General features: G+C 28.9%; 13 protein-coding genes. All 13 read right to left on the reverse strand.

Annotation, left to right across the window (positions count from 1 at the left end; all coding sequences use genetic code 11):
* Positions 1-6: 6 nt before the first annotated feature.
* Entirely contained in the window at positions 7-2190 is a 2184-nt protein-coding gene (locus tag RWL85_RS01975) for a UvrD-helicase domain-containing protein (RefSeq protein WP_314084288.1), read from the reverse strand.
* A 356-nt stretch (positions 2191-2546) separates the two neighbouring features.
* Positions 2547-3686, reverse strand: coding sequence for a recombinase RecA (gene recA, locus RWL85_RS01980; RefSeq protein ID WP_314084290.1), 1140 nt, complete (start codon positions 3684-3686; stop codon positions 2547-2549).
* A gap of 16 nt (positions 3687-3702) precedes the next feature.
* Positions 3703-4617, reverse strand: coding sequence for a fumarylacetoacetate hydrolase family protein (locus RWL85_RS01985; RefSeq protein ID WP_314084291.1), 915 nt, complete (start codon positions 4615-4617; stop codon positions 3703-3705).
* Positions 4618-4748: 131 nt separating this feature from the next.
* Positions 4749-6497, reverse strand: a complete 1749-nt coding sequence (gene uvrC / locus RWL85_RS01990) for an excinuclease ABC subunit UvrC (protein WP_314084293.1) — start codon at positions 6495-6497, stop codon at positions 4749-4751.
* An 84-nt stretch (positions 6498-6581) separates the two neighbouring features.
* Entirely contained in the window at positions 6582-8498 is a 1917-nt protein-coding gene (gene pknB / locus RWL85_RS01995) for a Stk1 family PASTA domain-containing Ser/Thr kinase (RefSeq protein WP_314084294.1), read from the reverse strand.
* Positions 8488-9234 (reverse strand): protein phosphatase 2C domain-containing protein, encoded by a 747-nt coding sequence (locus RWL85_RS02000; RefSeq protein ID WP_314084296.1) that lies wholly within the window; start codon positions 9232-9234, stop codon positions 8488-8490. Before RWL85_RS02000 ends, pknB begins: the two co-directional genes overlap by 11 nt.
* Positions 9212-10345, reverse strand: a complete 1134-nt coding sequence (gene rlmN / locus RWL85_RS02005; RefSeq protein WP_314084298.1) for a 23S rRNA (adenine(2503)-C(2))-methyltransferase RlmN — start codon at positions 10343-10345, stop codon at positions 9212-9214. Before rlmN ends, RWL85_RS02000 begins: the two co-directional genes overlap by 23 nt.
* A complete protein-coding gene (gene rsmB, locus RWL85_RS02010) occupies positions 10339-11664 on the reverse strand; it encodes a 16S rRNA (cytosine(967)-C(5))-methyltransferase RsmB (protein ID WP_314084300.1) in 1326 nt (441 codons plus the stop codon). The genes rlmN and rsmB overlap by 7 nt, the downstream gene beginning before the upstream one ends.
* Positions 11657-12619 (reverse strand): methionyl-tRNA formyltransferase, encoded by a 963-nt coding sequence (gene fmt / locus RWL85_RS02015; protein ID WP_314084302.1) that lies wholly within the window; start codon positions 12617-12619, stop codon positions 11657-11659. The genes rsmB and fmt overlap by 8 nt, the downstream gene beginning before the upstream one ends.
* An 88-nt stretch (positions 12620-12707) precedes the next feature.
* The gene (locus tag RWL85_RS02020; RefSeq protein ID WP_314084304.1) at positions 12708-13211 is read right to left on the reverse strand and encodes a methylated-DNA--[protein]-cysteine S-methyltransferase; all 504 of its coding nucleotides are present in this window, start codon (positions 13209-13211) and stop codon (positions 12708-12710) included.
* 219 nt (positions 13212-13430) lie between these two features.
* Entirely contained in the window at positions 13431-13883 is a 453-nt protein-coding gene (gene lspA / locus RWL85_RS02025; protein ID WP_314084306.1) for a signal peptidase II, read from the reverse strand.
* Between the two features lie 11 nt (positions 13884-13894).
* On the reverse strand, positions 13895-14539 hold the full coding sequence (nth, locus tag RWL85_RS02030; protein WP_314084308.1) for an endonuclease III: 645 nt from the start codon (positions 14537-14539) through the stop codon (positions 13895-13897).
* Positions 14520-15041 carry a hypothetical protein gene (locus tag RWL85_RS02035; RefSeq protein ID WP_314084310.1) on the reverse strand — a complete coding sequence of 174 codons (522 nt, stop codon included), beginning with the start codon at positions 15039-15041 and terminating at the stop codon, positions 14520-14522. The genes nth and RWL85_RS02035 overlap by 20 nt, the downstream gene beginning before the upstream one ends.

The raw sequence follows: 15041 nt of genomic DNA on the forward strand, positions 1-15041 counted from the left end.
AAATAATTATTCCTTTCTAGTAAGGTTAGCATATTCTATTAATAGAGTTTTAGTACCAACTTCACTAAATTCCACTTTAACATTGTCATCAGTAATATCAAGAACAGTACCTTCTCCGAATTTTTTATGAACAACAATATCATTAACACCGTAATTTGTACTTACAGAAGTCTTTGGTTTATCTGCTATTTTAATTTTTGGACTTAAGTTACTTATAAATTTATTAGCTTGTTCTATGCTAGAATCAGTTGATTCAAAAGTTCCGCCAAAAGCAGATTCAAAGTGCATAAGTTTATTCGGAACTTCATCTAAGAATCTAGATCTCTTGTTCATTTTAATAGATCCGAACTGCATTCGGCGATTGGCGTAAGACATGAATAATTTTTCTTTTGCACGTGTTATAGCAACATACGCAAGACGACGTTCTTCTTCCATTTTGTTTTTCTCATCAGCGCTACTCTCAGCATCTCGTATAGAAGGGAAAAGATTTTCTTCTAATCCCATAATAAATACTACCTTATATTCTAAACCTTTAGAAGCATGTATAGTAGATAAGACAACAGAATCATCTTCATTTTCATCATCAGCATCAGAAGTAAGTGACATCTCAGAAATAAAATCAATAAGACTATCATTCATACTAGAAAACTGCTTAGCTGAAGATACTAACTCAGATATATTTTCTATTCTACTCTCTGCATAAGCATCGTTTGATTCTTTTAGCATATTCTCATAACCAGAATCTTTATAAATTCCAATTATAAGTTCATCAATTGAATATTTGTCAATCTCTGAGTATTTTTCAATAAGATTTGTTAATAAATGAATATTAGTTACTATTTTTTTTGAAACACCTATATCTTCAATATTTTTAAGTGCCTCAAATAGAGTAATACCATATTGTGAAGCATAGTTATCGATTTTATCCATTGAACTAGCACCAATCCCACGTTTTGGAACATTGATAATTCTTCTTAGACTAAATTCATCAGCTCTATTAACTACTACATTTAAATAAGCTAGTAAATCTCTAACTTCCTGACGTTGTAAGAACTTAAGGGAACCTATAAGTTTGTATGGAATACCAAATGCTAAACATGAATTTTCCATCTGACGAGAAAGATAGTTAGCACGGTATAATATTGCTATATCCTTATATGCAATACCTTCTTTTTTCAGTTCCGAAATTTTATTAGCAATGTCATCTGTCTCATCTTTATCATTAGATGCAGCATATACAGAAATCTTGCAGCCGCCTTTATTTTCGGACCATAAAGCTTTATCTTTTCTATCTGTGTTATTTTTAATAACTGCATTAGCAGCATCTAATATCGTTGAGTTAGAACGATAGTTTTGATCTAAGAAGATTAATTCAACATTATCGTAATCTTTTTCAAAATTTATAATATTATCACTACACGCTCCACGCCAACTATAAATACTCTGATCATCATCACCAACTACACAAACATTTTTATGCACAGCCGATAGCATTTTTATAAGTTTATATTGAATAACGTTAGTATCCTGATATTCATCAACATGGATGTATTCAAATTTATTTTGATAAATCGCAAGAACTTCTGGATGTTTAGTAAATAATGTTATTGTCTTAAGCATAAGATCATCGAAGTCAAGGACACTATTTTTCTTTAGATAGCTTTGGTAATGAGCATATATTTCTGCAACATTTTTCATAAATCCAAAGCGAGATTGTTCTCTAAGTTGTTTTACCGTAATCATATTGTTTTTTGAATTAGATATAATTTTTAAAACATTTGCAGGTTGATAAGAATCCTCAGATAAATTTAGATTTTTTACTATATTTTTTATTATTGTTTTTTGCTCACTTGTATCTAGAATTGTAAAATTTTTATTATACCCTAATAATTCAATGTGTTGTCTAAGAATTCTTACACACATAGAGTGAAAAGTATTTATCCAAATGTATTTTGAAGTTTCACCAACCAATGAATATATTCTTTCTTTCATCTCTTTAGCGGCCTTATTTGTAAATGTAATAGCAAGAATATTACTTTCTAAAATATTTTTTTCAGCAATTAAATAAGCTATCCTGTTTGTTAATACACGCGTTTTTCCGCTACCAGCACCGGCTATAACCATTACTGCACCATCAGTTTTTAATATAGCCTTTAACTGCTTATCATTCATGTTTTGTACAAAATTCACTATTGTTTCTCCTATTCTTTATCTACTAATATTTTATCATATTTTCAAAATAAAAGGGAGTGACTCAAAAATCATGATTTCAGAGAAATAAGATTTTGTCGAGTCACTCCCGCAAAGTTTATTAGATATCTAGAAAGCTTTTGTAAACCGCATTAAGATATCATTAAACCACTGCGTCTATGAGTTCTCATATAAACTTATTTAAAAATATAGGACTTTTGTATCAGCCCTATATTTTTATTTAGTTTGTATATAGATTACAAGAACATAGCTATTGCAGAAATAAACCCACTAGCTAATATGATAAATATCATTAACCATAATACAATTTTAAATATTTTTTTGTTCATATATTACTATTCTACCTCACCTAAAGTCTCTATCCCTAAATCAAGTTCGTCAATACCATCATTTGACTCATCTTCTTCTACTGAGCTATTCTTTTTCCCAGTTTTGTTCATAATTTCTTCCCTTACAAGTCCATAAATTTCATTGTAAAGTTCGTCGTTTTCTTCGAAAATTTTCTTAACATTTTCACGACCTTGTCCTAGGCGTTCGCCATTATATGAAAACCATGAACCTGATTTGTTAATAATGTCTAAATCAACCGCAAAGTCAAGAGTTTCTCCAATTTTAGAAATCCCTTCACCGAACATAATATCAACTTCAGCAATTTTAAAAGGAGGTGCAACTTTATTTTTAACAATTTTAATCTTAGTTCTATTACCAAGGATTTCACTATCCGTTCCTTTTATAGCTTCACCTTTACGTACGTCAATACGAATAGTAGAATAGAATTTTAATGCACGTCCACCAGTCGTTACTTCAGGGCTTCCGAACATTACTCCAACCTTTTCACGAAGTTGGTTAATAAATAATGCGATAGTATTTGCTTTATTTATTTGACCTGTTAATTTACGTAGAGCTTGAGACATTAATCTAGCTTGTAGCCCGATATGGTTTGCTCCCATTACTCCATCAATTTCTGCTTTTGGAACTAATGCAGCAACTGAGTCAATAACAATAATATCTATTGCTCCAGATAAAATTAACTTTTCAGCAATATCAAGTGCCTGCTCTCCACTATCTGGTTGTGATAGGAAAAATTTACCAGGTGTAAAATCAACACCTAAGGCTTTAGCGTACTCAATATCAAGAGCATTTTCTGCATCTATAAATGCAGCTATTCCTCCTGTTTTTTGAACTTCTGCAATAGCGTGAAGTGCTATTGTTGTTTTACCTGAAGATTCAGGCCCATAAACTTCAACAATACGTCCTTTAGGATATCCACCAATACCTAATGCTGAGTCAATTGCAAGTGAACCAGATGATACTGCTTCTACTTTAATTGGATTTTCAGAAGAAATATCCATAATAGCCCCTTTACCATATTCTTTTTCGATTATTTTTATAGCTTCGTTAATAGCGGCTTGACGTGCTTTTAAGTCGTCTTTTTCAATATGTGTAACTTGTTTGTCTTTAGATTTTTTTGCCATTGTTTTTCCTTTCTACTTAGTCTCCGATTACAGTAGTTAATGTACCGATTCCCTCAACAGTTATTTTAATTTCATCACCTGATTGTAAGAATTTTGGTGGGTTTTGTGCTGATCCGACTCCTGCAGGTGTTCCTGTTGCAATGATATCTCCAGCTTCTAGTGGTACTATTTTACTAATTTCAGCTAATACATCATCAACTCTAAATAACATTTCAGAAGTCATAGCATTTTGTTTAATCTCACCATTTACCTTTGTAACAATATTCATTGATTCTGGTGAACTAACTTCGTCTTTAGTAACAAGATATGGTCCAACTACTGCTGATTTTTCTAATGATTTCCCTAAGAAAAATTGTCCATGTTTATACTGAAGATCAGTAGCTGTAATATCGTTCATAATTGTATATCCGAAAATATAATCTAATACTAAAGGTTTAAGAATGTTTTTACCTGGTTTTGCTATTACTACTGCAAGCTCTCCTCCAAAGTCTAAGCTATCTGTAATATTTTTATGAGATGGAACTACTTCATTATTACCAGCTAAAGCTGTTGTTGCTTTAGTAAAGATAAGAACATCTTTAGGAGTCTTTGCTAACTCATCGCCAAGTTCTCTAACGTGTGCTTCATAGTTATGCCCAACACAAAGAATATTTTTAGGTGTTCTTGTGATTGGAGAACGCCAAATTATTTTATCGAATGGTACTTTGTAATTGTCAGCGTTGCCGCTTTCTTCAACTAATTTTAATACTTTTCTTACTTTTTCAATAAAAGAAACACCATATACTTCAATTGCTTCTCTTAAAGTTTGTGGAATACTTTCACTATTATCGAAATCTTCTAGTACTTTAATTAAGTCCCATGCACTTTCTTCGCGTTTTACTTTTACTCCATATAATTCTTTATCGTTATAACTGAATGATAAAAATTTCATAGTTGCCTCCTCGACTTTTATAATTTCTTTAAGTTATTATACCATACTTTTGGTAATATTTCTATAGAATAATTCAAAAAAATTAAGTTATCCGTATATTTTTATTTCTAAAATATGGATAACTTAAGTTTTTAAAGTTTATTTTTTAAATTTTTTATCGCATCTTTAGGAATCCCAAGTTTTAAAAGCTTATCTTCGGATGCATTTTTTATTTCTTCTAAAGAATTGAATGATTTTAATAATAGTTGTTTTCTAACTTTTCCTATACCAGGTATATTATCTAAACTAGAAGTAAACATGTTTTTAGTTTTTGTCGCTCTATGGTAAGTAATAGCGAATCTATGTACTTCATCTTGAATCTGTTTTAAAAACAAATATTCTGAAGATGTTTTAGGAAATTCGATAATTTCATAATCATCAGTAATAATATACTCAGTTATATGTTTATCATTTTTAGCTAAGCCGATTATTTTAATTTGAGTTAATCCTAGAGTATTGTGCACTACATCTATTGCTACATTAAGATGATTTTTACCTCCATCCACAATAAGCAATTCTGTATTTGTCTTTTTATCTTTATAGTTTCTATATAGAACTTCTTTCATAGTTTGAACATCATTAATACCTATAGATTCGTCAATTTTAAACTTTCTATAATTATATGTATTCTTCTTACCATTTGTAAAATTAACTTTAACAGAAACAGCATCAATTCCCATAATATTCGAATTGTCGAAAGCATCGATACTATTAATTGTGCTAACACCTAACTTTTCTGCAATATTATTAAGTGTTACCTGTAATTTTCTTTCTTTAAGCTCTTCAATAGCCAAATTATTATTTAAATAATGTGAAGCATTTTCTTTTACTGTATCTAAAATTTTCCTATGATTACCCCTTTTTGGGATTATAACTTTACAAGCAACGACATCGGAAAGTAAATCTTCATCAACTTCATCAATATATATTTCTTTTGGAAGTTTATTAATTGAATAATACTGCATTAAATAAGAGTATAAAATCTGCTCGGGACTATCATATAAATTAAAATATTCTACTTTGCGTTCTATTATGTTACCTAGTCTCGATAAAAATATTTGAATGCAAATATAATCGTTATTAAATGTAAAACCTATATAATCTCTATCGACATTGTTACTATCTGATACTACTTGATTTTGAACAGAAACTTCTATAGATTTTATAAAGCTATGAATCTGACCAGCAGCTTCAAACTCTAAGTTTTTAATATGATTTTCCATCTTATTTTTTAAATCAGTCAGTATTTCCTTAGTATTGCCAGTTAAAAATGATTTAATTTTTGAAATTTGTACTTTGTAATCTTCTGAAGTAATTTTTTTCGCACAAGGTCCTATACATTCACCGATTTGATAATACATACAAGGTCTTTTTTCTACTGGATTACATTTTCTCAAAGGGTATATTTTATCTAATATTTTCTTAACTTCTGCAGCAGATTTAATATCAACATAAGGTCCAAAATATATATTTTTATTGTTCTTTTTATACTTTCGAGTCATGATTAATCTAGGATGTTCTTCCTTAGTAATCATTAAATAAGGATAGCTTTTATCATCTTTTAAGCGTATGTTAAAATATGGACGATATTTTTTTATTAAGTTGTTCTCTAGTAATAATGCTTCTTTTTCGGAATTAACAATTATATACTCTAAGTCTTCTATTTTTGAAACAAGAGTTTGTGTTTTTTTATTATGTGTTCCTGTAAAATAACTTTTTACTCTATTTTTTAGGTTTTTAGCCTTTCCAACATATATTATTTCACCAATATTATCTTTATATAAATAACAACCAGGATTTTCTGGTATTAAATCTAATTTTTTTTGTAATGTTAAATTCATATAAATCTCCATTAATTCACTTATTAATTTAATAAAAAGCACAGCTGAAATATAAAATCTCTACTGCGCTTTTGTACTCAACTACTAGCTATTACCTCTAGTTCTGTTACTACTAGAATTAGATCGAGAAGAGTTACTTCTACTACTATTACTACTATAAGAATAACTGCTATCACTAGTTCTCGAATCACTATCTGAGCTATCTCTTGATGAACTTCTTTCTCTACCTTTAGAAATAGTAATCTCTAAGCTTTCTTCACTTGGAATTATACTAGAGCCAGTTCTAATATTTTGTGAGATTATTGTACCACTATCTTTATCAGAATATTCTTCTCGATAAGAAACATTCTTAAATCCATATGACGAAAGAATACTTTCAATATTAGAACTATCTTCGCCGACTAGATTAGGCATTGTAATTTTCTTTTTACCATTAGAAACTTGAATTATTAATTCCTTCTCTTTAGGAACTATCTCAGTTCCAGCTGTGATATTTTGTGATACTACTTTACCTGTATCATATCTATCACTCTCTACTTTCTCAACAGTTACATTTTTAAATCCTAATTTAGATGCATTTCTCTTAACAGTCTCTTCATCCATACCTATAAAGTTTGGCATATCTACTGTTTTCTTACCAGAAGAAACACGTAAATCTACTGTAGAACCTTTTTTAACCTTTTTGCCAGCCTTAGGATCACTATCAATTACAGTTTTTTCTTTAACATCATCACTAGCTACCTCAGTAATATCTCCAACCTCTAAACCAGCTTTAACAATTGCTACCTTAGCTTCTTCAAGAGTTTTATTACGAACATCAGGCGCTGAAACGCTATTAGCTCCTACTACATAATTATAAGTAAAGAATGTACCTACAGCTATTGCAATAATTGCTAAAATAGCTAAAAATATATGCTTAGCATTAGAAGTTTCTTCTTTTTCATGCTTTTTATTTACATTATTATAACTATTGTTAGGTAAGTTTTTAGACTGATAACGTCTATTATTTTTTCTATTGTTTCGACTATTATCTTCCTCATATTCATAATAATCAACTTCTTCATTATAATTATTATAATCATAATGATTATCATTAACAGGTGTATCAATATATTGTGTTTGATTATAATTGTTAACAGATTCAGTATTTAATTTAAATCCAGTATATCTATTTTCATATAAACGCTCTGGATTTAAAACAGTGCTTAAATCATCACATAATTCTTTTGAACTAATATATCTTTCATTTGGATTTTTCATTGTTGCTTGAAGAACAATGTTTTTTACACTTTGAGGAATATTTTCTCTATATTTATCAATTTCAGGTAACTCCTCTTGTAGGTGTTTCAACGCAATAGCTACTGCCGATTCACCTTTAAAAGGAATTTGACCAGTTATCATCTCAAAAATTAAAATCCCTAATGAATAAATATCACTTTGTGCTGTAGCGACATTTCCACGAGCTTGTTCTGGAGATAAATAATATACAGTACCCAGCATTTGATTAGTTTGAGTTAGAGTTGTATCCCCATATGCTCTTGCAATACCAAAATCCGTAATTTTGCAAGTTAAATTTTCATCCATTAATATATTCTGAGGTTTTATATCTCTATGAATAATACCATTTTGATGGGCATGACTTAATCCTGCCGCTATTTGCTTAGCAATATGAACAATAGTTTCAATTGAAATACGGGGATTTTTAATCATATAGTCCTTTAAAGTCATCCCCTCTATATATTCAAGTATTAAATAATAAAAATCTCCTTCATTCTCAACATCATATATAGAAACAATATTAGGATGTGAAAGACTAGTAACTGCTTTTGCTTCTCTATTGAACCTTTTTACAGCTCCTTCATCATTCACATCAATTTTGAAAGTTTTTATAGCAACTTTTCTATCTAAAATTGTATCATATCCTAACCAAACCGTAGCCATACCACCAGTTCCTAGATGATCCAAGATTTTATATCTATTACAAATAATATTATTTATCATGGTTTACACCTCCTAGATTATTTATTATAGCTACTGAAATATTGTCTACTCCACCACGTTCTACACAAATATCAATTAAAATATCAACCGCTGTAGATAATTCATTATTACGTACAATCTTTTGAATTTCTTCATTTTCTATCATATTAGTTAATCCATCTGAACAAATTAAAAAATAGTCATACTTGTTTAAATCATCAATAAATGTATGTAGTTCTATATTAGGTTTTGTTGCCAACGCTTGAGTTAATACATGTCTTTCAGGATGAGTTTTTGCTTCTTCAACAGTAATAGCTCCCGCACTAATCAAAGCACCAACAAAAGAATCTTCAACTGTTACGACATCAATTTCATTATCTTTAGTTAAGCCATAAGCACTACTATCACCAATATTGTATACAACTACCTGATTATCAAAAGTTGCTACAGTCACAATAGTAGTTCCCATTTTTTTATTCTTATTTTGAGATTTTTCAAATAACTCAAGATTTAATTTTTCAATCTTATCACATAGCCAATTTTTCATATTATTAAAATTAGCAAACGTTAAATCTTGCCATTCCTTCTCTAATGTAGAAACAATATAATTGCTAGAATACGCTGATTTACTATGGCTACCTACACCATCACAAACAACGGCAAGTACTTCGCCTTGTTTATTTTTACTAACACTTACTGCATCTTCATTTCTTTCTTTTCTACCCTTGTTACTATTATACGAATATACTAGTGGCATCTGGAATTCCTCCTTTTACCTCATCCTTACGTTCTTTGGCACGAAGTTGACCACAAGCTGCATCAATATCGTCACCTTGAGTTCTTCTTATAGTTACATTTACTTTATTTTTCTTAAGAACTTTTTCGAATGCGAAAATATCACCCTTACTTGTTCTAACATAATTTCGTTCAGGTACATAGTTAATCGGAATTAAGTTAACATGACAATTAATATCTTTAATTATCTCAGATAACTTCTCCGCATGTTCTTTTTGATCATTAACCTGCCCCATTAAACCATATTCAAAAGTAATACGACGATTCGTAGTTTTTTGATAATATTTAAGAGCTTCCATTAGTTTATCAATGTTGTATGCTCTGTTAACAGGCATTATCTTACTACGTAATTCATTAGTTGGAGCATGTAAAGATACAGCAAAATTTATTTGAACTTTTTCATTAGCAAAATCATAAATTTTTGGTACTATTCCCGAAGTAGAAACTGTGATGTGACGTGCACCAATATTAAAACTTTCGTCACTATTGACAATTCTAATAAAGTCCATCATTTCATCATAGTTTTCAAATGGTTCACCAATTCCCATAATAACAATACTAGAAATACGTTCACCTTTTTTATCTAATTCTTGTTGAACTTTTAAAACTTGAGAAACAATTTCACCTGCTTCTAAATTACGTTTTAATCCACCAAGTGTAGACGCACAAAATGTACAACCAATACGACAACCAACTTGTGTAGTTACACAAAGTGAATTACCATATTTATTTTTCATAAGTACACTTTCAATTGTATATTTATCCTGAAGTTCAAATAGAAACTTCATAGTACCATCAGCTGACTCTTGTTTAATAATTGTATTTAAAGTAGTGATTTCAAATTCCTTAGCTAATTTTTCTTGTAAAGATTTAGGAATATTTTTCATATCTGAAAAAGTGGTAACTCTTTTCTTATATAACCAATCAAAAATTTGCTTAGCTCTGAACTTTTTCTCACCTATACTAACAATATATTCTTCTAGTTGATCTAACCTTAAAGAATATATAGACATTTTATCAAAATCTTTTAACCATCTAGATTTTTTATAACCTTTAAAATCTGAAATTAACATTTTGCCTCCATTTTTCTAAGTTTTGCGATAAAAAAACCATCGCAACTATATTCATCAGGTAGTATTTCTAATACACCATTTTCACTAGTTTTAATAATACTATTTTTTAGAGAAATATTCTCTAATTTAAAGTCTTTATTTTCATTTAAAAACTTATTAATGTTTTCTATATTTTCTCTCTTATCAATAGTGCAAGTAGAATACATCAGTATCCCATTATTCTTCACATATTTTTTGCTATTATCTAATATTTGATATTGTAGTTTTGAAATTTCTTCTACATATGAATTTGTAATTTTATATTTAATTTCTGGTTTATTTTTTATAACCCCTATACCTGAACAAGGAACATCACAAATTACTATATCAAATTTATCATTAAATGAAGAATTATTTATAGTTGCATCTTGTTCTTTTATTTCAATATTCGAAATACCAAGTTTTGCAGTATTATCTTCAATCAATTTTAACTTATGTATATATTTATCACATGAAACTAAACTAGAATTAAAATACTTGCTTGCAATATGTAAACTTTTCCCACCAGGTGCTGCACATGTGTCTAATATTTTATACTCTTTATCAACTGGTAATCCTATTGACGATGCAACTAAAGCACTAGCTTCGTCTTGAATAATGTAGTAACCATTAGTAAATAAAGAATTATCAATATTTAATTTATTTAAAATAAGGCTATCTTCACAAATTTCACTTTCACTAACAGCACTACCTAATTTTTCTATTAAGTCTGATTTTGTTGTTTTAAGTGGATTATATCTAATACTATTCTTACTTTTTTGATTAAATGAAACAACTATACTTTGTGCTTTTTCTTTACCGTATTGTTTGTTTAAAATATCAAATAATTCTTTAGGACAACTATTTTCCACACAAAATTTTTCAGTCTTATTTTTATATTTTAATTCTAAGTTTTTAGCATTTCTTTCAATATTTCTTAATATACCATTAACAAATTTACCCGTAATATTTCCAGCAATTTTTTTACTTAATTTTACAGCTTCATCGATAATAGCAAAATTTGGAGTCTTATCCATATAAAGAAGTTGATAAATACTCATTAATAAAATAATTTTAACCTTTGGTTTAACTCTTCCTTTAGAATAAGATTTAAGTATATGTTCTAAATACAATTTATTCTTAATAGTGCCATATACTACTTCGCTTATAAATCTTTTATCTTGTTCCTCAACTTTGTATTGATTAAAATATTTATTTAAAGTAATATTGCTATATCCATCTTCTTGAATAATCGTAAATAATACTTCGTATGCAAGACTTCTAGCATTAATGCTACTCATTTTTTTCACCTAAAATTGTCCCCACATAGTCTTTCTTATTTGATAGGAAATTAACTACTGGCATACGTTTTTTTCCAGACACTTGAAGTTCATTAACTTTTAATACAGTTTTATTACCACATAAAATATAAATACTTTTCTTATCTTGGCTAATAATAGTTCCTACTTTATCAAAATTTGATTCAACATCTAATTTAATAACTTCGCTAGACCAAATCTTAAGTACATTGCCATCTAAAAACGTAAATGCTCCTGGAGTAGGGTCTAATGCACGAACTTTATTAAATACATCTCGAGCTGGAGTATTCCAATCAATCTTCTCATCTTCTCTTAAAATATTGCTAGCAAATGTAGCTTTTTCCTCATTTTGTTTCTGCGGGTTAATGTCTCCTCTGAAAATTCTTGGTAGTGTTTCATTTAATAGGTCACGTCCTGCAATTGACAGCTTATCATGTAAAGATTCATAATTATCACTGTCAAGAATATCAACCTCTACTTTAGAAATCATATCACCAGCATCAAGTTTTTTAACCATATACATAATAGTAATACCTGTTTTTTCATGATCTTCAAGAATAGAATATTGAATAGGAGCTCCTCCACGTAATTTAGGTAGTAAAGAACCGTGAACGTTTATACATTTATGGTGAGGAATCTCTAATATTCTTTCAGGAACTAATTGTCCATAAGCAGCCGTAATGATAATATCAGGATTTAGATCTTTTAATGTATTATAAGTTTCCTCATCTGTTGATATTTTTTCAGGTTGTAGCACTTTTATGTTATTTTCTAACGCTATAACTTTGACAGGTGGAGGCGTTAAAACTTTTTTTCGTCCTACTTTTTTATCTGGCTGAGTTATTACTAAATCAACTCCATAGTTTTCTATTAACATTTCTAATACAGGAACAGCAAACTCTGGTGTTCCCATAAATACTATTTTTTTATTGTTCATTTATTTCTCCTAATAAAGAATTTAATCATAATAATTATAACATATTTTCTGATATTCTTCTATTATTCGTTGGTATATAACGATCTAATTAATAACTATTATTACCATTTTCCAAATTCAATAAAAATTTTTTCACTTCAATACCTGCTGCATATCCAGTTAAACTTCCGTTTGTTCCCACTACTCTATGGCAAGGGATAAATATTAGTATAGGATTATGTCCGACAGCCCCACCAACTGCTTGAGAGGACATAGTCTTAAGACATCTATCCTTAGCAATTTTTTCTGCAATATCTTTATATGTTACTAATTTTCCATGTGGTATTTCCATAATCAAATTCCAAACATCTTTACGAAATTGAGTTCCTTGAAACTTTATAGAAATACCTTCTAAATTAAGTACTTCACCATTAAAGTACTTATCTAACCAAACCTTACACTTAATTATAATTTCAAGTGAATCATTGAAGATATAATTAGATAAATCCTTAGGAAAATATTTTTGGCCTTCTAAATAACATCCACATAGATTGACTCCATCAGAAACAATATATAACATTCCGATTTTACTCTTATAGGTGCAATAATACATTTTAAACTCCTTTAAAAATTACATAAATAATTTATATTCTAACAAAAAATGGGATGACTCAAAAATCGTGTTTTCTGAGAAATCGATTTTGTCGAGTCACCCCCACATAGTTTATTAGATATCTAAAAAGCTTTCATAAAGTGAATTAAGTTACCAATAAACTACTACGACTATTAGTTCTTTAATAGATGGAATTGTTGGTTTGTCCCTAAACAAGTCCTAATCTTCTTCTCTATAAATTTTGAATAATAAAAATACTACTCCTACGCAAATAAAGCAATCAGCTAAATTAAATATAGGAAAATCATAGCCGAATATTCTAAAATCTAAGAAATCTATAACTTCATGTCGTGTTAATCTATCGATAAAATTACCAAAAGATCCACCGTATATTAATGCAAATGTTAATTTATCAAAACTATTTAAAGTTTCTTTTTGTTTAAATAAATAATAAGATAACACTGCAATAAAAAGAACTGTAATAATTAAGAAAAAGATTCTACTATCTTGTAAAATTCCCCAAGCAGCCCCTCTATTTCTATGAGAAGAGATACTGAAAAAGTTTGTAATAATTTCTTTACTCTCTCCTAAAGTGAAGTGCTTAATTATAAAATTTTTACTTAACTGATCTAATAATATCAAAAAACCTGTAGCTATAAATATTAATAACATATTGCTCTCCTTTAATTCTTTAATAATAATTTTTCTAAGTCAGGGTCTATTGTTTTCTCACCTCTCGCAGGAAGTTTGTAACGCCCAAGGTGTATTAATTGATGATGAATTTTACCCCAACTTTCCATGGGAAAGATAGACATAAGCTCTTTTTCTACTTGAAGCGGGCTGTCATTTTTTTCTGCAAGACCAAACATCTTAGCCACACGTTCAACGTGTGTGTCAACCGCAATAGCCGGAATATTAAAACCTACAGCAAGTACAACATTAGCCGTTTTTCTACCAACACCAGGTAATTTTTCTAATTCTTCCCTAGTTTTTGGAATTTCATAATCATAAACATCTCGTAACATGTTAGCCATTCCAACAATATTTTTCGATTTAGCTTTGTATAACCCTAGCGTTTTAATATATTTTTCAATATCTTCAACCTTTGCATCTGCATAGTCGTCAATTGTTTTATAATTTTCGAATAACCCTACTGTAGCTCTATTTACATACTCATCTTTACATTGAGCAGATAATAATACAGCTATAATCAACTCTAAATTATTTGAAAAATCTAATTCGCATTCCACATTAGGAAATACTTTATCAAGATATTCCATTATTTTCTTTGCTTTAATTTTCTTTTGCCTATTTGTTAAACCAGTCATAACCTAAACTACTACCACTTTCTGACTCTACTTCCTTATTAACCTTATTATTTAAAATTCCATTTACATAACTAATATTTTTAGATAAGGTTAATGCTTCATCAATTTCTTTTTTTGTATATTGTTTTTCGAACCATGATGAGACGATATCTAACTCTTTTGAAGTTAGTATTTTTCCAGTAATACGCTCAACAAGCTTTAATAATTCTCTTAAAGTATAATAGTTCTCTTTATCACTAAACACATAAAATTTTACTTTACTATTAGATGACAGAGCTATACATCTTTTATTAATCAAAACATCTAACATTGTAAAAATCTCTTTTTCAGACATTCTAAGATGTTCTTTTACTAATTCTATTGAAAAAGGTATTTCCCCTTGATTTGTCAAATAACTTATCTGAAGAAGAAACATGGCTTCCTCTCCAGATAAGTTATGATTTGTATAATTCAATAAGAAATCAGCATCAATTAAAATACCTTTTATATTGATATTGATCAT

It is taken from the genome of uncultured Gemella sp., from assembly GCF_963515875.1.
In the GTDB taxonomy this organism is placed as follows: domain Bacteria; phylum Bacillota; class Bacilli; order Staphylococcales; family Gemellaceae; genus Gemella.